The organism is Sporosarcina sp. FSL K6-2383 (assembly GCF_038618305.1).
Classification (GTDB): domain Bacteria; phylum Bacillota; class Bacilli; order Bacillales_A; family Planococcaceae; genus Sporosarcina.
In genome coordinates, this window is the sequence record NZ_CP152017.1 from 1451267 (window position 1) to 1472773 (window position 21507).

Sequence of the window (21507 nt, forward strand, 5' to 3'; positions counted from 1 at the left end):
GAAGTTCATGTTCACAAGTTAGGGGGATGGTTATGCATAAAGTGTTGATTGCGAATCGTGGGGAGATCGCTCTTAGAATCATCAAAACTTGTCAGCGTCTTGGCATTAAAACGGTTGCTGTTTATTCGGAAGCGGATGCGGAGATGCCATTCGTCAAAGAAGCAGATGAGGCGTTTTTGCTTGGACCTGCACAAGTTCAACAATCTTATTTAAAAGCGGACGATATAATCGATATTGCAATTCGTGAAGGGGTGGACGCTATTCATCCGGGTTATGGATTACTATCGGAAAACGCTGAATTTGTACGTAAAATTCAACAGGCGGGTATGGTCTTCATCGGACCTGATGCGGATACGATTGATAAAATGGGCGACAAGATTGGTTCGCGTGTGACGATGCAAGCGGCTGGGGTGCCGGTCGTTCCGGGAACTGATGAAGGAGTTGCCTCGCTGGAGGAAGCAGTGCAAGCTGCGGCAGACATCGGCTATCCGGTCATGCTGAAAGCTAGCGCAGGAGGCGGAGGAATCGGCATGGTTCGGTGTGAAAATGAGCAAGCGCTCAGTCAACATTTTCAATCAATCAAAACCCGTGCCAAAGCTTATTTTGGCGATGATGTCGTTTTCCTTGAAAAGTTCATCGCCAACGCAAGGCATATTGAAGTGCAGATTTTTGGTGACCATCAAGGCAATGTTGTCCATCTGTTCGAGCGAAATTGTTCTGTACAGCGTCGCAATCAAAAGGTGATTGAGGAATCACCTTCACCTCATTTACCAGAAGAAGCAAGACAGCGTTTGCTACAAGCTGCGGTCGATGCTGCGAAAGCAGTAGACTATAAAAATGCGGGGACTGTCGAATTTATTGTCGATGAAGACAATAAAATTTACTTTCTTGAAATGAATACAAGACTGCAAGTTGAGCACCCCGTAACAGAACTAGTGATGGGTTACGACCTTGTTAACTGGCAACTTGAAGTCGCTAAAGGCAATGAGTTACCGGTGAAAAATCAAGAGGAGATTCAGTCAACAGGTCATGCCATTGAGTTTCGTGTCTATGCAGAGGATCCCGTTACATTCATGCCTTCACCAGGAACGATTGCAACACTTGACTGGGGAGATACAGCGGGCGTCCGTATTGATGCTGGTTACGTCGAAGGTGATAAAGTGACGCCGTTTTATGATCCTTTGATTGCGAAAGTCATTGTGCATGCCAAAACTCGCAATGAAGCGATTCAGCACTCACAAACATTTCTTACACAAGTAAACATAGCTGGCTTGAAAACGAATATCCCGTTATTTAACAAATTCCTGAAATCAGAGGAATTCCAAACAGGTGATTATTCAACAGCAGTATTACCGGCTTGGTTGGACATACAAAAGGAGGAAAAATAATGACTCAATTGAAAGCAACGATGGCAGGAACAGTATTTACGGTAAATGTAGCAGTCGGGGAAGAAGTAGCAGCAGGGCAAGTAGTACTTGTTCTGGAATCTATGAAAATGGAAATTCCAATTGAAGCAGAATCAGCTGGGAAAGTGACAGCTATTAATGTAGAAGTGGGCGATTTCGTGAACGAAGAAGACGTTCTGGTGACAATCGAAGCTTAAGGGGAAATGGGGGAATGTCAGAATGACTGCTTATAATGAAAAACTGGAAGCAAAGCTACAGGGGATTTTTGCGGGTGGCCATCAAAAATATCATGACAAATTGAAAGAACAAAACAAGCTTTTTGTTCGTGATCGACTGGCATTATTGTTTGATGATGGAGAGTACACAGAGGATGGCAGATTCGCTAACTGTGAAGCGGGGGACTTACCAGCTGATGGCGTCGTCACGGCAATGGGGAAAGTAGACGGTCAGACCGTTTGCGTTATGGCAAATGATTCGACAGTAAAAGCGGGTTCTTGGGGAGCGCGTACTGTTGAGAAAATTATTCGTATCCAGGAGATTGCAGAGAAAAATCGTGTGCCGATGCTCTATCTTGTCGATTCTGCAGGAGCGCGTATTACAGACCAGTTAGACATGTTCCCGAATCGACGTGGGGCAGGGAAAATATTCCATAACCAGGTAAGGTTATCTGGATTTATCCCGCAGATTTGTATTTTGTTTGGACCTTCAGCCGCAGGTGGTGCGTATATTCCTGCTTTTTGCGATGTTGTCATTATGGTGGATGGCAATGCATCGATGTATTTAGGATCACCACGTATGGCTGAGAAAGTGATTGGGGAAAAAGTGACGCTTGAGGAAATGGGCGGCGCACGGATGCATTGTTCGGTTAGTGGTTGCGGAGATGTGCTAGCAGCTAATGAAGAAGAGGCTATTGCGGAAGCTCGCCGGTATTTAGCGTACTTCCCTTCGAACTTTACAGAGAAGCCTGCACTCCGGAGTACGGTGGAGGCGAAAGCCGGTAGGACGCTTGAAGCAATCATTCCGGAAAATCAAAATGCACCATTCGATATGTATGAAGCGATTGATGCTTTGGTTGACGAAGGCAGTTTCTTTGATATTAAAAAGCTGTTCGCCCCTGAATTGATTACTGGTTTTGCGCGTATCGAAGGGCAACCCGTCGGCATTGTAGCGAACCAACCTAAAGTCAAAGGTGGCGTGTTATTCGTTGACTCGGCAGACAAGGCGACGAAATTCATTACGCTTTGTGATGCGTTTTCGATTCCGCTACTGTTCCTTGCAGATGTACCCGGCTTCATGATCGGTACGAAAGTGGAGCGTGCAGGCATTATTCGTCATGGTGCCAAGCTAATTATGGCGATGAGTTCCGCGACAGTACCGAAAATTTCCGTTATCGTTCGAAAAGCTTATGGAGCAGGTCTTTATGCAATGGCAGGGCCAGCGTTTGAGCCGGACGTTTGCATTGCGTTACCAACAGCTCAAATTGCTGTCATGGGACCAGAAGCAGCTGTCAATGCCGTCTATTCGAATAAAATCGAAGCGATTGAAGATCCAAAAGAGCGACTGGCATTTGTTCAAGAAAAGCATCAGGAATACAAAGAGGAAATCGATATTTATAAATTGGCCTCTGAATTGATTATTGATGAAATTGTCGCACCGTCAAGCTTGAGAAATGTGTTGGCAGAGCGATTCCGTTTCTATAGCTCAAAAGATATTGCACAGCCACCGAGAAAACACCCGGTATATCCTGTATAATTGAATCAAAGTAAAAAGGTCCGCCGTGCTTAGGTGGACCTTTTTAACTTCATTCAGCCTCCGGCTGAATAAAGTTAAAGCCTCCGGCGGATGCCACAGATTTTGAAGGGAGTTAATTGAGCAAGCTCAATTCAAAATCTGGGCGCAATTACGCAGAGGCGTAATTGATAGGGGGCTGTCGAATGAACATAGTCATTGCAGGTGCAGGTTCAATTGGTCTGCTACTAGGATCGTTTTTGGCTGAAGCGGGAATGGCAGTAACATTTTATGTAAGAAGGGAAGAACAAGCGCAACTTATTCGAGACGAGGGGATTCAACGCATCAACCAGGATGGAACAGCGAGTGTTTACGATGTACGGGCAACGACGGACATCCGCCTGCTGGCGTCGCCTGCATTGTGGATTGTAGCTGTCAAATATGCAGGTATTCCTGATCTCCTTGCCGAACTGCAGCGAGGGGAAGTAAAAAACCCAATATTATTTGTTCAAAATGGCATCGGTCATATGACGTTAGTAGAGAAAACCGATTTACCGCATATCGCTTTCGCCACGGTGGAGCATGGAGCGCGCAGGGTGGATAATCGAACGGTTAATCATAATGGGGTGGGGATGCTAACAATTGCTCCATTTAGAGGGGGGAAGCAGTTATTTGACAGCGTTGGACAAGCGCATTCAGAAAAATTTCCTGTTCGTTATCATGTGGATGCTGAACAAATAATGATGCGTAAAGTTTTCATTAACTGTATGATTAACCCATTAACAGCTATTTTAAAAGTGGAAAATGGTGAATTGCTTACAAATGACTATTGCCGGCAACTATTTGATACTTTGTTTGATGAACTAATCACTGCGTTTCCGGAAATGGCAGAGGTTTTAACATACGAAGCTGTGGTGGAGGTATGCAGAAAGACGGCGCGTAATCAGTCATCGATGTTGGCAGATTGTTTGGCAGCCCGTCCGATGGAAATCGATACGATTGTCACGGCTGTCCTTCGTAAAGCAAAAGAACGTCATAAATCATTACCTTTTTTGACAATGCTTGAAACGATGCTCTATGCAATAAATCAGCGAGGGGAGGGAATGTGAATGGGAGTCATTACAACGATATTTGGGGGACTATTGTTGTTCCCGTATGTCGTCACGCTCATCTTCCTTATTGTTATGAGAAAGAGAGGAAGGGCGCCGTCATCGGTTATCGGTCTTGCTGCTGATATAACAACTCCCGTTCTATTTATAACCGTGTATATCATTTTTCGGACGATTATCGGAGAAGGAGCAGGTGTCTATATAGTTGGAGTTGCTTTGCTCATTGCAATCGTTAGCGTCGTCCTAGAAAGAATGAAAGTAAAAGAATTTCAAATTACACGTCTGCTCCGAAAAACATGGCGCTTATATTTTCTCGTTTTAACAGTAAGCTATATCCTTTTGATGCTTATCGGTATAATCATGAAGGTCATCGAGTACATGACTTGAAATGTGAGTAGTCTAAGCGTTTGTTTTTCAATCCTATAGCTTAGAATGCTATACTCTTTTCATACTTAAAGTCACAAAGGGGCATGAACGATGAAATTGAAAGTTTTAGCATTACAAGGGAACAACAAAGTAATGCAGGCATATACTAATGATAAAGAATTTTTACATACTTATTTTGATTATGGTCATGAGGAAGAAAGTTCGTATGTTGACAGGCTGGCAGAGCTTGCAACTCGTCCTTTTGAAAGACGTCAATTAGCAGAGGCAGTTCGTACATTCATGGAGCCTTTTGGTATATCTGCCAATGCAGACAAGCATATGAAAGAGTTGGCAGAAAATGCAGTTGCCGTTATTGGTGGCCAACAGGCTGGCCTTTTGACAGGGCCGCTTTACTCTGTCCACAAAGCAATTACAGTCATTTTGCTTGCAAGAAAAAAACGTGCGGCGTTAGGTATTCCTGTCGTTCCAGTCTTTTGGGTTGCTGGAGAAGATCATGATTTGAATGAAATTAATCATACGTATACGGAATTGAATGGCCGTGCAGTGAAGCAGCAATACCGTGAGAAATTTGTTCTCAAGCTCATGGCATCAGATGCTACGTATGACAGTGTGCAAATGACTTCATTCGTCAAAGGTGTTTTTGGTAAATTTGGTGAAACTTCGTATACGAAAGACTTGTTGGATGAAGTGCTGGAAGCGGCACAGCAGGAAAAGACCTTCACGCAATTTTTCGTCCGACTTATGAATGGACTGTTCCGAGATGAAGGTTTATTATTCATCGATTCGGCATATAAACCGTTACGCCAACTAGAAACGAACTATTTTGTTCAATTAATCGAACAGTCCGAGCAGCTTGCAGAAAAAATCATGCAAAAGGAAGAAAACTATACAGCACAAGGATTTGAGCCTCCAATCGGTGCAGAAAGAGATGCAGCAAACTTATTTTACGTCCATGAGACGGGACGTGTTCTGCTATCAAGAAAAGATGGTTATTTTGTCAATGACAGCACGGGTCTACGATTTACGACAGCTGACATGCTCGAAATTGCGCAAAAACAACCATGGCTTCTGAGCAATAATGTTGCAACAAGGCCGATTATGCAGGATTTGGTGTTCCCAGTACTTGCTTTTGTTGGAGGTCCAGGGGAAATTGCTTATTGGGCAGTGTTAAAAGAAGCTTTTCATCATTTAGGTTTGAAAATGCCAATTATCGTTCCACGGATGTCCATCACACTTGTTAGTCCACAAGTGAAGCAGGTGTTAGACAAAAAATCCTTCACAGTTGAAGATGCTATGTCTGGCCAGGTGTTTACTGCGAAGGAGCATTTTATCGAGTCATTACGCGATGAGGATTTCAATGCAGCGTTGGATGACACTGAGAAGATGCTGAATAGCCAATACGAACAAATTGCGCAGCTGTCAGCAGAGCAAGGAACGATGATGCAGGAGCTCATACAAAAAAACCTCCAGTTCCATACAAAGCAACTGAAGTATTTGAAGGATAAAGCCGAGGATGCACTGTTGTTAAAACATGTTGTCGCTATTCGTCAATTCGACATAGTTGAAGGCGAGTTGTTCCCTGAAGCATCATTGCAGGAGCGTCTCTATACACCCTATTCATATTTGAATAGCTATGGACCAACACTTATCAAGGATCTTTTACAATTGCCTTTTGAAATGGACGGCAAGCATAAAATCGTCTATCTTTAACATGAATCAGCATCCGGCGGATGTCATAGATTTTAAAAACTCTTACTCACATTCATTATGTGGATAGGAGTTTTTATTTTTTAGGTTTAAAGTTGGTGTGCCTCATGTGTCATTTTATCTATTAAGCAGTGACATTACAGCTGTTGACTGAAGAATCTCATTGAAACAAGTACTATTGACACATTTTTAGCTAATAAGGTGAAGAATGTTAGAAAATTGGTGGAGGAATGTGGGGGGATGTGGTACATTAATTTCATATAGTGGGGTGAAGAGTATGTTCATGGGCGAATATCAGCATACTATTGATACAAAAGGTCGTCTGATTGTTCCCTCAAAGTTTCGGGAACATCTTGGCGATGGATTTGTGTTGACTCGCGGCTTGGATAACTGTCTCTTCGGTTACCCTATGGATGAATGGCAACGTCTTGAAGAGAAATTAAAAGCAATGCCTGTTACGAAAAAGGATGCACGCGCATTTACTCGTTTTTTCTTTTCTGGAGCAACGGAAGTTGAATTGGACAAGCAAGGACGTATCAATATCCCATCATCATTGCTGCAATATGCGAAAGTTGAAAAGGACTGCGTCGTCCTCGGCGTTTCAGGAAGAATTGAAATTTGGGCAAAACCATTATGGGATGCTTATTACGTTGAGTCTGAACAATCTTTCAATGACATCGCAGAAAACATTATTGACTTTGATTTCTAAATAGAACAGGTTATGAAACAACAATCTAAGAAAGTGGGCGGTTTCTATGTTTAACCATACTACAGTATTACTTCACGAAGCCGTCGAAGGTTTGGATATAAAAAGCGATGGAATTTACGTGGACTGTACGCTCGGAGGGGCGGGTCACAGTAAAGAAATCGCGAAGAAATTATCAGCGCAAGGTAGATTGATTTGTTTCGATCAGGATACAACAGCGATTGAGGTGGCTAAAGAGCGCTTGAAAGAATATCTTCCTCAAGTGACGTTTGTCCATTCGAATTTTAGAAACCTGAAATCGGAATTGGCTAAAATTGGCGTCACATCTGTCGACGGAATACTGTATGATTTAGGCGTGTCATCACCACAACTCGATACACCAGAACGTGGATTTAGTTATAATCATGATGCTCCACTCGATATGCGCATGAATATGGAGGCATCGTTAACAGCATATGACGTTGTCAATGACTGGGCATTTGAAGATCTTGTACGCATTTTCTTCCGTTACGGTGAAGAGAAGTTTTCAAAGAGCATTGTTCGGAAAATAGAGGCAGCGCGTGAGCAAGCTCCAATCCGCACAACTGCTGAACTCGCTGAACTAATTAAGGCGGGCATTCCAGCGGCTAAAAGACGGACAGGCGGTCATCCGGCGAAAAGGGTGTTCCAGGCAATCCGTATTGCCGTCAATGATGAACTTGGCGCAGCCGAGGAGTCATTAGTCGATGCGATTACATTATTAAATCCAGGGGGACGCATTAGTGTCATTACCTTCCATTCACTAGAGGATCGACTCTGTAAAACGATTTTCAAAGAGGCATCTTCTTACCCGGATTTGCCACCTAACTTGCCCGTTATTCCAGAGGGCATGGAGCCGATATTAAAGCTTGTGACAAGAAAGCCAATTGTACCGAATGATCAAGAAATAGAAGCGAATAAGCGTGCAAGATCCGCTAAGCTAAGAGTCGCTGAAAAAAAGTAAAGGGGGAAGTTAGTAAATGGCATTAGAACAAAGAAGATTTCAAACGTCATATGTACGTGAGCTTGAAGTACCGGAAGTACCGAAAAAGCAACCGCAAATACGTCCTTCGCGAAAAGTCTTTTCTGTTGGAGAAAAATTCTTATTCGTGCTGTTTGCAACATCTCTCGTCCTTTTTTCAATAATGATTTTACATACGCAAGCGCAAATTAATGGAACCAATAAAGAAGTACAGACAATAGGGAAGGACATCGCAGAAATATCCAAGCAAAACGCGGAACTGTCCATCCTAGTGAAAGAAAGATCTACATATGATCGAATTTGGAAGAAAGCGAAGGAGCTCGGTTTGAACCCGAACGACAATAACGTAAAGGTCGTGTCAGGACAATGAAAAAGAAATTTCGATTTCAATGGGGAGCCTTTCTGATGTTTTTTCTTTACGGAGGGCTCTTTTTTCTTTTGTTTGGAAGAATGATTTTTATTCAAGCGACGGGACAGGCAGAGGGAAGAGCAATGGCGGCACTTGCGGAAGCGAAATATGCAAGAGAATCCATATTGAAAGCAGATCGAGGAACAATTGTTGATCGCAATGGTGCTTTGATTGCTGCGGATACGCTGAGCTATAAAATGCTTATCATCTTGGATGAAAAGGCAAGTAAAGGGACTAAAAAACCGCGCCACGTTTTGAAAGAAAACTTTGAGGCGACAGCTGAAGTATTGGCTAAGTATATACCGCTTGAAAAGGAGCATATTCTTTCGAAACTGAATGAGTACTCTGATTGGGAAAAATACCAATTAGAATTAGGAAAAGCGGGACGAGATATTAGTCACGAAACGGTTCTTGCAATTCGAAAGGAATTCGACGAGAAGGAGTTATCCGGAATCATTTTCCTGGAGGATCAAAAACGATTTTATCCGAATGGTGTTTTTGCCTCTTATCTTATAGGGTTTGCCATGCGAGAAGAAGATGCTGATGGGAATTTGTCGACGGTCGGGAAAATGGGACTAGAATCAACGTACGATAAAGAGTTGACAGGAACGGATGGGAAAGTGAACTTTCAGTCAGATGGATGGGGCAACAAATTACCGAAGGCAGAAGAAATCATAACCCCAGCTCAGCACGGCTATGATATTCAGCTAACAATCGATAAGACGATTCAAAGCTTTGTAGAAGATGCAATGACTCGGGTTGAAAGTGAGTATTCACCGGAAAAGATGCTTGTCGTTGTGGCGGACCCAAAAACGGGTGAGATACTCGCAATGAGTCAACGCCCCTCATTTCACCCTGCTACACGAGAAGGGTTGACGGAGAACTGGTTGAATGATGCACTCGAAACGACAATCGAACCAGGCTCAACGCTAAAAATGTTCACATTAGCAGCAGCTGTTGAAGAGGGGAAATGGGATCCGAATGCCTTGTTCAAATCAGGTCAATATAGGATTTATGATCGAACGATACGAGACGTTGTGAGGGAAGGTTGGGGGACGATTAGTTATTTAGAAGGTTTCCAACGATCATCAAACGTTTCGATGGCCTACTTATTAGAACGGTTAGGTGATCGAACGTTCATAGAGTATATGCGTGAATTTGGCTTTGGGGAAAAGACCGGAATTGATTTGCCGAACGAAGCAGCAGGTGTGATTTTGGATAGATATCCTTCCGAACGACTGACAACTTCTTATGGACAAGGTTCTACTGTGACGGCGATGCAGATGATTCAGGCAGCGACGTCCATTGCAAATAATGGTGTTATGATGAAGCCATATGTCATTGATAAAATGACCAACCCGAATACGGGTGAAAGCGTCATAGAACAAGAGCCTGAAGAGCATGATAGCCCGATATCAGCAGCTACGGCTAAGCAAGTGAGAGAAGTTCTTGCTTCAACAGTTACTGGAGAAAAAGGGACAGCTAAAAAGTTTGCGCTGAATGGCTATACAGTTGGGGGCAAGACCGGAACTGCCGAGATTCCAAATCCAAAGGGTGGTGGCTATTTAAGTGGTGGTGGTAATTACCTCTATTCATTCCTTGGGATGGCACCTGTTGAAAATCCAGAGCTTATTACGTACGTCATCGTGCAACAACCAAAGCTACCGGATGGAGTACATGGTTCAGTGCCGGTTGCAGAACTGTTCACTTCTATTACGGAGAGTAGTTTAAGGTATATGAATATCGTGCCAAATGGTGATAATATTATCGAGGCAACAACTGTAAGGAAAGCGATTGGTATGGATTCAGCCGAAATGATTGCACAGCTTAAGCAAGATGGCTTCAATCCTGTTGTAGTTGGTGAGGGGGGACGAATTGAACAACAATATCCCCAAGCGGGTACTAAACTCACAGAAGATGCTGTTATTCTATTGAAGACAGCGGGAGCTACTTCACTACCTGATTTTACAGGCTGGTCGAAGAAAATGGTGTTGAGCTTTAAAATGTTGTCCGGGCTAGATATTCGTATGAACGGTGATGGATATGTAATGGAGCAAAGTTTGTCAAAGGGAACGGTTATTGGTGACCATGAACCGGTAGTTCTCCAACTGAATCTGCCCGTGGATATTTACAAACCAGAAGAAGAGACGACCGAAGAAGAGAGTATAGTTGGCGGTTAACGAATAGCCATCCGTACTGCATCATACGTTGATAGAAAAACGTGAGGTGTAGATGCTGCGGAATTTTATAAGTTTACAATCTAAAAAGAGATTGCGAGCAACTTTTGTGATATTTGTTATTTTGCTTGCGCTAGTCATTGGTAAGTTGTTCCACGTACAAATCATTAGACATGAATTATTGAAAGATCGAGCTGAAGAGAATTGGGATCGTGAAATTCCGTTTGGTGGTATGCGTGGGGATATTGTGGATCGCAATGGTAGTTTAATTGTCGGGAGTAGGCTAGCTCCCACTTTATATTTTATGCCTTCTCAAAATCAAGAGGTGACATCTGCTGCGACTGCACTCGCAAGTATTCTTGAGGTAGATGCGGTAAAATTGGCAGAAAAAATGTCGGAAAAAGCTTACATGGTAAAATTGGCGCCTGAAGGAAAAAACATTACAAAAGAGCAAGCAGATGAAATCGCGGGTTTGCAAATTGACGGATTGTATACTGGGGTCGATTTTGTTAGGAACTATCCGAATGGAGAGTTATTATCGAGATTGCTTGGCTTTACAGGCTATGATAATGATGGATTGGCGGGTATAGAGTATGCCTATGATCAAATCCTGCAAGGAACTGGCGATAAAATTCGCTTGTATACAGACGCGAAAGGAATACCTTTACCGCATGTCGATGATGGTTTCAAGATAGGTAACAAAGGCGCTAATATTGGGCTAACGATTGATATCGATATGCAGAAGGTGGTTGAACGCGAGCTGTTGCAGGCGATAGAGAAATTTGATGCAACGCAGGCGTTGGCGATTGTTATGAATCCTAAAACGGGCGAGTTATTGTCATTGGCCTCTGCACCGACTTTTGATCCATCGAAATACCAAGACGTGGATCCAAGTATCTATAATCGAAATTTACCTGTTTGGATGACATTTGAGCCGGGATCTACCTTTAAAATTATTACATTGGCAGCAGGACTTGAGGAAAAAGTAGTGGATTTGGAACAACAGTTTTATGATCCTGGTTATGTGATGGTCGCCAATGCGAGATTGCGCTGTTGGAAACGAGAAGGACATAAGGATCAAACGTTTTTAGAAGTCGTCGAAAACTCCTGTAACCCAGGATTTGTAGAAATTGGGCAACGTTTAGGTCCGAAAAAATTAAATGAATATATCCGTGATTTCGGTTTTGGGCAAACGACAGGATCAGGTATTGCAGGGGAAGCGAAAGGAATTCTTTTCTCGGAAAAAAATTTCGGTCCCGTTGAACAAGCGACAACTGCATTTGGCCAAGGTATTTCGGTAACGCCTATTCAACAAGTGCAAGCTGTCGCTGCTGCGATAAATGGTGGTTATTTATATCGCCCGTATATTGTCAAAGAAATAACAGATGATAAAGGCAAGACGCTCCAGTCATTCACTCCAGATATGCAACGACGTGTTATAAGCAAAGAAACCTCTGAGCAAGTAAGGGAAGCATTGGAATCTGTTGTTGCCAATGGCTCTGGTGGAAAAGCTTTTGTTGACGGACTTCGAGTAGGAGGTAAAACGGGGACTGCACAAAAAGTCGTTGATGGTCATTATAAAGACGGTGATTACATCGTGTCATTCATCGGCTTTGCTCCGGCAGATGATCCCGAATTACTTGTTTATATTGCCATCGACAGCCCGAAAAACTCGGTCCAGTTTGGTGGCGTAATTGCAGCACCTATTGTTGGTAGGATTATGGAAGAAATTGCCCCGCTTGCAGGTATTACGAAAAGGCAAGGACAAATTGACAAGAAATACAAATGGGGCGATGAAATGACGCAACGAGTCCCCGACTTGATAGGTATGACCAAAAAGGATATTACAGGATCATTGTATACGTATCGTCTCGAATGGCATGGCAGTGGTAAGCAAGTAAAATCTCAATTACCAGCCGCTGATACATTAATATCAGTTGACGATATCATCCACTTATATACGGAATAACATATTTGAAACAGCAGATGTGAATGAAGAGTCTGAAGTTGTTCATAGAAGCCGCTGCTTCAAATGATAGAAGGAGAAAAGAATCATGACACTCGTCACAATATTAACGGCCATTGCCGTTGCATTCATAATTTCAGCACTGTTGGGATACTTTATCATTCCAGCCCTCAGAAGATTGAAGTTTGGGCAAAGCATTCGAGAAGAAGGACCTAAAAGTCATTTGAAAAAAGCGGGTACGCCAACGATGGGTGGACTGATTTTTATCGGTTCGATCATTTTGTCAACGCTAATACTTTCATACATAAACGATGTTTTGACGACGCAGACGATAGTCCTGTTACTTGTGTTCGTTGGTTTTGGTATCATCGGCTTCCTCGATGATTTCATAATCGTTGTGTTGAAAAGGAATCTCGGATTGACCTCTATCCAAAAGTTAATCGGTCAAATCATTGTTGCAGTCATTGCATTCTTCCTTCTAAAGCTTGGTCCTTTTGAAACGATAGTTCAAATTCCGTTTACACATTATGAAATGGAGCTTGGCATATTTTATGTAGCATTTCTGATTTTCTGGCTAGTTGGGTTTTCCAATGCCGTTAATTTATCGGATGGATTAGATGGGCTTGTTGCAGGTTCATCTTCTATTGCCTTTGGGGCATTTGGTGTTTTAGCACTGATTTTCGGTCAGCAGGATATCGCATTATTTGCTTTTGTTGTGACGGGCGCCATGCTTGGTTTCCTTATTTTCAACGTTAAGCCGGCTAAAATATTTATGGGGGATACGGGTTCATTGGCACTTGGTGGAGCACTCGCCATGTTGTCAGTATTGATCAAGCAAGAATTTTTGCTACTAGTCATCGGGATTGTCTATGTTATTGAAACGTTGTCCGTCATTATTCAAGTCATTAGCTTTAAAACGACAGGGAAGCGAGTTTTCAAAATGAGCCCGATTCATCATCATTTTGAATTGTCAGGCTGGTCTGAATGGAAGATTGTTCTTGTTTTTTGGGGAATTTCATTGCTGGCAGCTATCATTCCTGTCTTGTTGGAGGTGATGTAAGTGAAAAATAGAGAACAATTTCATGACTTGAAAGTACTTGTGCTCGGGCTTGCTAAAAGTGGTTCGGCCGCTGCTCACCTACTACATTCACTTGGGGCGATTGTCACTGTGAATGATGCCTCGCCAGATGAGGGAAGTGAAGAGGTGGCTACGTTACGCTCGAAGGGGATTCAAGTAATCTGTGGTGGTCATCCAATCGGGATTCTCAATGAAGGCTTTGATGTCGTTGTGAAAAATCCCGGTATTCCTTATAGTAATACAGTTGTAGCAGAAGCATTGGCGAAAGAAATTTCTGTTTGGACAGAAATTGAGCTTGCGTCGAGAATTAGTGAAGCACCTATTATTGCTATTACAGGCTCAAATGGAAAAACGACAACAACTACTTTGCTCTACCATATGCTTAATATTGGGGGGCAGCAGCCGCTAATTGCTGGGAATATTGGGACAGTGTCATGCGCGGTTGCTGAAAAAGCGACAGAAGAACAAATCATCGTTCTAGAAGCTTCATCCTTCCAGCTAATGGGGACAGAAACGTTCCGTCCACATATTGCCATTTGGACAAATTTGTACGATGCACATCTCGATTATCACGGGTCGCCTGAGGCTTATGCTTTTGCAAAATCGGCAATCACGACGAACCAAACACAAGAGGATTACGTCATTTACAATGATGATCAGCCAGGGCTTCGCAACTATGTGACGGGCTCCTTGGCAGTAAAAATACCTTTTTCTCTAACCGGAAAGAAGGAGCAGGGGATATCAGCGGATGATGAACTAATCTATTGGAACGGTGAGCCTTACGTAAAACGTTCTATTATCAAGTTGCCGGGTCAACATAATCTTGAAAATATACTTGCGGCTACTGCTGCAGCGATTCTTTCTGGCTGTGATAAAACAGCCATTGAAAATGTGCTTAGCTCCTTTACAGGTGTCCGGCATCGAATGCAGTTTGTCAAAGAGTTACAGGGTCGTAAGTTTTACAATGATTCGAAAGCGACGAATACACTGGCAACGAAAAGCGCATTAGCTGCATTTCATGCGCCGACTATTTTACTAGCAGGCGGATTGGATCGTGGACAGTCATTTGAAGAGCTACGACCCTATATGGCAACAATTAAAGCTGTCGTCGCACTAGGAGAAACTGCTGAGCGATTTGCTGTTTTTGCCGCTTCCTGTGGTATTGAAGAAATTATTTATGCTGAAAATGTCAAGGATGCTGTGCAAAAGGCTTATCCATTCACTGAGGTGGGAGATATTATTTTGCTGTCGCCGGCCTGTGCAAGTTGGGATCAGTATGAAAGTTTCGAAGTACGGGGCGACGAATTTATTGAGGCGGTCATGCAGCTACAATGATTGAGTAATTTTGCGGAAGGATGCGTTCACTGGAAAGTAAGTTGAAAACGTTGTTTATCGTTTCGGCCGTGGCGCTGTCATTCATAGGATTGGTTTTCGTCCATTCAGCGGGCTCATACTGGGGAGCTGTCCATTACGTAGATTCTTCACCATTCATCGTAAAACAAGCTATTTATATGGCGGTATCGATCGGCATTGCCATTGTCATAATGAAAAGTCCATTAACATCCAACCCGAAAATGTGGACGGTATTCTATTCGGTTATGATCATACTACTTGTTGCAGTCCTTATACCTGGTATCGGGGCCGTAAGAAATGGATCTCAAAGTTGGATTGCTTTTGGTCCCTTTAGTATACAACCTGCCGAATTCATTAAGGTTGCACTCATCGGCAAGCTGGCTTGCAGTATGAATGATACGGCCGGGAAAGGCATTTTCCGACTAAGTCATTTCGGTTTAATCCTCCTGCCGGCAGGTCTCATCATGCTTCAACCGGATCTTGGTTCCGCGGTCATTATGATTGTTTCGGCTTTCGTCATATTATTCATCGCTGGCTACCCATTAAAGTTCTTTGCATTTCTAGGTGGTGGAGGAATTGCTGCCTTTATCGCTTTAATTGCAGCAGCACCGTATCGTTTAGATCGTATCAAGTCATATATTGACCCTTGGAGTGATCCGCGTGGAACAGGTTTTCAAGGGATTCAGTCGCTATTTGCTATCGCTCCTGGTGGATTGGTCGGGCATGGCTATGGTAACAGTCGTCAGAAGTATTTATATTTGCCAGAGCCGCAAAATGATTTCATCTTTTCGATTATTGCGGAGGAAACGGGATTCATCGGTGCGACTGTGGTGTTATTACTATTTGTCATGCTATTGGTGACAACGTTTGGTATCGCTATTCGAACGAAAGGACGCTATGCATTTCTGATGGTCGCTGGAATGGGTTCGATGATTCTTTTTCAAACCTTTTTGAATGTAGGCGTTGTATCGGGACTATTGCCTGTAACAGGTGTCACACTGCCGTTCATCAGCTACGGGGGATCGTCTTTAATGACGACTTGGATGGCGGCTGGAACTATTATGCATTTTACAAGTAATAATAAGAAGAAGCTAGGTTGAGAAAGGAGAGGCAGATATGGACAAAGTCATTGATATTGAAGACCGAATCCCTTCCATGCGGGAGAAGCGTCGCAGGAAGACGAACAAGAAATTCCTGTTCATGTTGATGATATTTGTTGTTGCGCTCCTCGCTATTCTCTATTTCCAATCGGCCCTGAGTAAAATCGGTGACATAAGTGTTAAGGGGGCAGTGCTCCATGAGTCGTCCCTTTACAAGGAGCGGAGTGGGTTAACAACGGCCGCCCCTTTATGGAGTTTCAGTATTGCGAATGTGGAAGAACGATTGATGGCTATTAATGGTGTTGAGGAAGTAGCAGTTTCTCGGAAATGGCTGAGAGATATCGAAATTGTCATTACTGAATGGGACACGGTGGCTTATCTTGAAGAGGCCGGACAATATAGCTTGTTGCTCGAAAATGGTGATACATTTCCGGCGGGGGTGTTATTGCCGGAAGCAGAGGCTCCCATACTCAATAATTTCACGAATGCGGATAGTCTAAAGCGAATGTCGACTCAGTTGTTAAAAGTGGAAAATGATGTCTACCATCTCATTTCTGAAATCATTTTCGATGAGTCGGCGGAAGATGAAGAAAGTATTACCGTTTACATGATTGATGGATTTGAAGTCCGTGCCATCATTTCGACATTTGCAGAAAGGATGGCATTCTATCCAGAAATTACTGCACAATTGAAGGGCCATGAAAAAGGTGTTATTGATATGGAGGTGGGTACATTCTTTGTTCCATTCAGTAAGATGTACGGTCCTGTAGATGAAGAAGAGGAGGTTGATCCCGTTGACGAAGAAGACGAATGATGAGTATAAGAAGAGAGGAAGGCATATTCTTTTTTCTGTCGTCTTTCTTGTTCTTGGTTTCATACTAGCCTTTTCCTATCGAACACTTGGCACGCATGATGAAACTGATAATATTCAATCTGCATCTTTCCTCAACGAAGAAAAGTATCGGGAAGATTTGATAAGTCAACAAGAACGCAACAAGGAGTTAACGGATGAAATCGCCGCTAAGCAGGAAGAGATTCATGAGTATGAGCGTTCTTTTTCTACTAGGGAGGAAGATCATGCTGGTCTCGTTGAAGAGGCACAGGATCTTCGCTTGCTGCTTGGTGTAATACCAGCTGTTGGACAAGGTGTCAAAATTACGCTTAAAGATGCCGAATATGATCCAGTTGAACAAAATCCGAATGATTATATTGTTCATGAGAGCCATATTTTTCGGGTCATCAATGAACTTAAAATTTCGGGGGCACAAGGATTAGCGATAAATGGACAAAGAATTACGTCAAATTCTTATATTAAATGTACTGGGCCTGTTATTACGATTGATGGACGGACTTTTCCCGCGCCATTCGTTATCGAAGCGATTGGAGATATGGATGTACTGTCCGCATCACTGCATTTAAAGGGGGGCGTCATAGATAGCCTCATTCGCGATAATATCGTTGTAACAACGGAACAACTAAAGGAAATCCAATTATCTGCATTAAGGACTGATAGTTGAAGGTAGGAGGTTGGACGGGTGAAAAAAGTGATACATTGGAGATTCACGTTAATCTTACTAATCGTTGGGTTTATGATAGCCGTCCAATACAGTTCGATGAAAAGTCCGGAGGAGCGCGATACACGAGATATTTGGACGATTCGCAATGAGTTGTCCACAGAAAAACAGCTACACTCCGAATTACTGTCTGAAATCCGCGAGTTGGACAGAACGATTTATACCTACAAATCATTAAATGATGAAAATACAGGGAAAGCCCTTACTGAAACGGTAGACAATTTGTATCGACAGGCGGGTATGACAGATGTGGAAGGTCCGGGTATTCTTATCGAAGTACGACCATCTGCAGAAAGCATTGCATACGGCATGCCAATCCAAGATATTTCCCCAGACCTACTGACCCGTTTTGTCAATGAAGTGAGTCGTTACAAAGGGTTCACACTTGAAATTGACGGTAAACGATTTACAACATTAAGTTCAATCAGGGATATCAATAGCGTGACGACGGTAAATGGATTGAACGTGTCAACCCCGCCGTTTTCTATAAAGATTATTTCACCATCGCAGAAGGAAACTGAAAAGATGTACAATTATTTAGCTGCCTCACCGATTCACGATGATTTTTATCTGGACAATCTTCTGTTGGATATCGGAAAACCAATAGCGCAAATGGAAATCCGTGGCTTTTCAGAGAAATTCGATAACCAATTTTTGAAGGAACTGCCGAAGGGAGAATGACTATGTGGTTACCTTTGCTCGGGCTGATACTTGGAATTTCACTTGGTTTATTATCAGACATACAAATTCCACAAATTTATAGCAATTACTTATCGATTGCAGTGCTCGCTGCTCTCGATACGTTATTTGGAGGCATCAGGGCCTATTTACAGCAGGTGTATGATGATAAGGTGTTTGTGTCAGGGTTCTTCTTCAACATTGCTCTTGCGGCTGTTCTGGCATTTCTAGGCGTACATTTAGGAGTTGATTTGTATTTAGCAGCAGTTTTTGCCTTTGGTGTACGATTATTCCAAAATATCGCCGTCATTAGGAGGATTATACTCACTAAATGGACGGAGCGGGGCAAACATTCTGCGACAAATGCTTCGGAATAAAAGGATTTGAATAAGAGATGTCGAAAATATTTAGACAATGCGCCTGTAATACAATAGAATGGGGTATATATGTAATATTAGTGTTTAGAAATAGTTGTAATGGGAGGTGCTAGTTTGAGCCAATCAGAATTATATGTATCACTTGATATAGGTTCTTCAACAGTTAAAGTGTTAATAGGTGAAGTGGATGGTGGGACCCTACATGTCATTGGGGTAGGCAATGTCCAATCTGCCGGAATCCGCAAAGGGACAATTATTGATATTGATGCAACCGTTCAATCTATCCGAAAAGCGGTTGACCAAGCAGAACGAATGATTGGAATGCAAATTCGCGAAGTCATTCTCGGTATTCCTGCAAATGGTATTTTATTGCAGGATGTCAAAGGTGTTGTAGCTGTTAACTCGGAAAATCGGGAAATTACAGACGATGATTTGGAACGAGTGATGAAATCGGCGCAAGTGATGTCCGTCCCGCCAGAACGAGAAATTGTTAATATTATTCCGAAGCAGTTTATTGTTGATGACTATGATGAAATTACAGATCCCCGTGGAATGATTGGTGTACGTCTTGAAATGGATGGTACACTAATTACGACATCCAAAACGCTTGTTCATAATATATTGCGCTGTGTCGAGCGTGCGGGTCTTGTCATTCGTGAAATTTACTTACAACCGTTAGCCGCAGGTACATTTGCATTGACGGATGATGAGAAAAATCATGGAACTGCCTTTATTGATATCGGTGGAGGTTCTACAACAATTGCGATATTCGGAGAAAATCGGTTTATGGCAACGGCGGTTATCCCAGTAGGCGGTGACCATATTACGAAAGATTTATCGATTATTTTAAAAACACCAACTGAACAAGCAAGAAAGATTAAGCATCAATACGGTCACGCCTTTTCGGATGATGCTTCCGATGATGAGTTATTTGAAGTACCTGTCATTGGGGCAGATTCAAAAGATCAATATAGCCAACGATACATATCGGAAATTATTGGTGTCCGACTGGAAGAGCTCTTTGAACTCATTTTGGACGAGTTTTATCGCATGGGCATACGTGACTTACCAGGAGGTGTCGTACTAACTGGTGGAATTACGAAGCTTGATGGTATTTTACAGCTTGCTAGACATGTGTTGAAAACGAGAGTTCGTATTCATACACCAGAATATATCGGTGTAAGAGAGCCGATGTATTCGACGGCAGTAGGGCTGATACGTTATGCACATATGCAAGATGCCTATTTTGGTCATGAATCGGCTTCGGAGACGGTGACAGCGATAGATCATCATGCACCTGCTTCGAGTAACAAGAACAAGCCGGTGGAAAGTAATAAGGAAAAGAAGCCAGGCATTTTGGATAAGGCTAAGAAAGTTTTCGACAATTTCTTTGAATAAGTGAATGAGGAGGAGAGACGATGCTAGAATTTGATACAAATGTCGACGCACTTGCGGTTATCAAGGTAATCGGAGTTGGCGGCGGTGGCAATAATGCTGTAAATCGAATGATTGAACATGGTGTACGAGGTGTGGAATTCATAGCAGTGAACACGGATGCACAAGCTCTCAACCTATCAAGTGCGGAAGTAAAATTACAAATAGGTGGTAAACTAACACGCGGGCTTGGAGCAGGTGCAAATCCAGAGGTTGGTAAAAAGGCTGCTGAAGAAAGTAAGGAACAGCTAGAAGAAGCGCTACGCGGTGCAGATATGGTATTTGTCACGGCTGGTATGGGCGGTGGAACAGGGACAGGTGCTGCACCTGTTATTGCACAAATTGCGAAGGATCTTGGCGCACTGACAGTGGGTGTTGTTACAAGACCGTTTACATTTGAAGGGCGCAAGCGTTCCACTCAAGCAATCGGTGGTATTACTGCAATGAAGGAATCTGTCGATACGCTTATCGTGATTCCGAATGATAAATTACTAGAAATTGTTGATAAGAATACACCGATGCTTGAAGCATTCCGCGAAGCGGATAATGTTCTACGTCAAGGGGTACAAGGGATTTCAGATTTGATCGCTGTACCGGGGCTTATTAACCTCGACTTTGCGGATGTGAAGACAATTATGTCCAATAAAGGCTCAGCATTAATGGGAATTGGGATGGCAACTGGTGAAAACCGGGCGGCAGAAGCAGCAAAGAAAGCTATTTCAAGCCCATTACTTGAAACGTCTATCGACGGTGCAAAAGGTGTTTTGATGAATATTACGGGTGGTTCAAACTTGAGTCTATTCGAAGTTCAGGAAGCCGCAGACATTGTAGCCTCTGCATCAGATGAAGATGTCAATATGATCTTCGGTTCTGTCATCAATGATGATTTGAAAGATGAAATTATCGTTACAGTTATTGCAACAGGATTTAACGAAGCGCAACTTACACAAGCACGACCTGCAAGGAGTGCAGGCTTTGGTGCAGGCCGTCAACAGCCTGCTGAACAGCCAGCAACAGCACAACAGCCGCTTGTACGTGAGCGCAGGGAGGAAGCGGCGCCGTTTCAGCAACAGGAACCAACGCGCCAGCAACAGGGCAGTCAGCAGGATGACACGCTCGACATCCCAACATTTTTACGCAATCGTCGTCGATAAAAAAAGAAAAGCTACGTCCTTATCAATTTTGATAAGGACGTAGCTTTTTTATTGTCTAGTAAATTATAAAATTTTCGTAATTCGTAGTCCAGTTTGTCGGAAAGGTAGCCGAGTTCGTGAAAAAGGTAGTCGGGTTTCCCCGAGGTAGTCGAGTTTTCGTAATT

Annotated in this window: 20 protein-coding genes; all 20 read left to right on the forward strand. The window is 43.0% G+C overall.

The annotated features are described in order from the left end of the window. Window positions 1–32 precede the first annotated feature (32 nt). On the forward strand, window positions 33–1388 hold the full coding sequence (locus MKZ10_RS07255) for an acetyl-CoA carboxylase biotin carboxylase subunit (protein ID WP_342509261.1): 1356 nt from the start codon (window positions 33–35) through the stop codon (window positions 1386–1388). Continuing rightward, window positions 1388–1603 carry a biotin/lipoyl-containing protein gene (locus MKZ10_RS07260; RefSeq protein WP_342509262.1) on the forward strand — a complete coding sequence of 72 codons (216 nt, stop codon included), beginning with the start codon at window positions 1388–1390 and terminating at the stop codon, window positions 1601–1603. The genes MKZ10_RS07255 and MKZ10_RS07260 overlap by 1 nt, the downstream gene beginning before the upstream one ends. 22 nt (window positions 1604–1625) lie before the next feature. Further along, on the forward strand, window positions 1626–3158 hold the full coding sequence (locus MKZ10_RS07265; RefSeq protein WP_342509264.1) for an acyl-CoA carboxylase subunit beta: 1533 nt from the start codon (window positions 1626–1628) through the stop codon (window positions 3156–3158). 182 nt (window positions 3159–3340) lie between these two features. Beyond that, window positions 3341–4243, forward strand: coding sequence for a 2-dehydropantoate 2-reductase (locus MKZ10_RS07270; RefSeq protein ID WP_342509266.1), 903 nt, complete (start codon window positions 3341–3343; stop codon window positions 4241–4243). Next, on the forward strand, window positions 4244–4630 hold the full coding sequence (locus tag MKZ10_RS07275; protein WP_342509268.1) for a DUF3397 family protein: 387 nt from the start codon (window positions 4244–4246) through the stop codon (window positions 4628–4630). It abuts the gene before it with no gap. A gap of 90 nt (window positions 4631–4720) precedes the next feature. Further along, the gene (gene bshC, locus MKZ10_RS07280) at window positions 4721–6340 is read left to right on the forward strand and encodes a bacillithiol biosynthesis cysteine-adding enzyme BshC (protein ID WP_342509270.1); all 1620 of its coding nucleotides are present in this window, start codon (window positions 4721–4723) and stop codon (window positions 6338–6340) included. A 274-nt stretch (window positions 6341–6614) separates the two neighbouring features. After that, complete coding sequence (mraZ, locus tag MKZ10_RS07285; RefSeq protein WP_342509273.1) at window positions 6615–7046, forward strand: division/cell wall cluster transcriptional repressor MraZ; 432 nt, start codon at window positions 6615–6617, stop codon at window positions 7044–7046. Between the two features lie 46 nt (window positions 7047–7092). Then, window positions 7093–8025 (forward strand): 16S rRNA (cytosine(1402)-N(4))-methyltransferase RsmH, encoded by a 933-nt coding sequence (gene rsmH, locus MKZ10_RS07290; RefSeq protein ID WP_342509275.1) that lies wholly within the window; start codon window positions 7093–7095, stop codon window positions 8023–8025. Between the two features lie 16 nt (window positions 8026–8041). After that, window positions 8042–8413 carry a cell division protein FtsL gene (ftsL, locus tag MKZ10_RS07295; RefSeq protein ID WP_342509276.1) on the forward strand — a complete coding sequence of 124 codons (372 nt, stop codon included), beginning with the start codon at window positions 8042–8044 and terminating at the stop codon, window positions 8411–8413. A 35-nt stretch (window positions 8414–8448) separates the two neighbouring features. Next, window positions 8449–10632, forward strand: a complete 2184-nt coding sequence (locus tag MKZ10_RS07300; protein WP_342509279.1) for a penicillin-binding protein — start codon at window positions 8449–8451, stop codon at window positions 10630–10632. Window positions 10633–10684: 52 nt separating this feature from the next. Next, a complete protein-coding gene (locus MKZ10_RS07305; RefSeq protein WP_342509281.1) occupies window positions 10685–12598 on the forward strand; it encodes a penicillin-binding transpeptidase domain-containing protein in 1914 nt (637 codons plus the stop codon). A gap of 85 nt (window positions 12599–12683) precedes the next feature. After that, entirely contained in the window at window positions 12684–13655 is a 972-nt protein-coding gene (mraY, locus tag MKZ10_RS07310; protein ID WP_342509283.1) for a phospho-N-acetylmuramoyl-pentapeptide-transferase, read from the forward strand. Further along, window positions 13656–15008: a UDP-N-acetylmuramoyl-L-alanine--D-glutamate ligase gene (gene murD, locus MKZ10_RS07315; protein WP_342509285.1), complete on the forward strand. Its 1353-nt coding sequence runs from the start codon at window positions 13656–13658 to the stop codon at window positions 15006–15008. A gap of 20 nt (window positions 15009–15028) precedes the next feature. After that, a complete protein-coding gene (gene ftsW, locus MKZ10_RS07320) occupies window positions 15029–16126 on the forward strand; it encodes a putative lipid II flippase FtsW (protein WP_342509288.1) in 1098 nt (365 codons plus the stop codon). 16 nt (window positions 16127–16142) lie between these two features. After that, window positions 16143–16940, forward strand: a complete 798-nt coding sequence (locus MKZ10_RS07325; protein WP_342509290.1) for a cell division protein FtsQ/DivIB — start codon at window positions 16143–16145, stop codon at window positions 16938–16940. Next, window positions 16915–17643: a DUF881 domain-containing protein gene (locus tag MKZ10_RS07330; protein WP_342510074.1), complete on the forward strand. Its 729-nt coding sequence runs from the start codon at window positions 16915–16917 to the stop codon at window positions 17641–17643. Before MKZ10_RS07325 ends, MKZ10_RS07330 begins: the two co-directional genes overlap by 26 nt. Window positions 17644–17661: 18 nt before the next feature. Beyond that, window positions 17662–18381, forward strand: coding sequence for a DUF881 domain-containing protein (locus MKZ10_RS07335; protein WP_342509292.1), 720 nt, complete (start codon window positions 17662–17664; stop codon window positions 18379–18381). Between the two features lie 2 nt (window positions 18382–18383). Then, window positions 18384–18755 carry a small basic family protein gene (locus tag MKZ10_RS07340; RefSeq protein ID WP_342509294.1) on the forward strand — a complete coding sequence of 124 codons (372 nt, stop codon included), beginning with the start codon at window positions 18384–18386 and terminating at the stop codon, window positions 18753–18755. Between the two features lie 114 nt (window positions 18756–18869). Further along, window positions 18870–20153, forward strand: coding sequence for a cell division protein FtsA (gene ftsA / locus MKZ10_RS07345; RefSeq protein WP_342509295.1), 1284 nt, complete (start codon window positions 18870–18872; stop codon window positions 20151–20153). 20 nt (window positions 20154–20173) lie between these two features. After that, window positions 20174–21343, forward strand: a complete 1170-nt coding sequence (gene ftsZ, locus MKZ10_RS07350; protein WP_342509297.1) for a cell division protein FtsZ — start codon at window positions 20174–20176, stop codon at window positions 21341–21343. Window positions 21344–21507 lie beyond the last annotated feature (164 nt).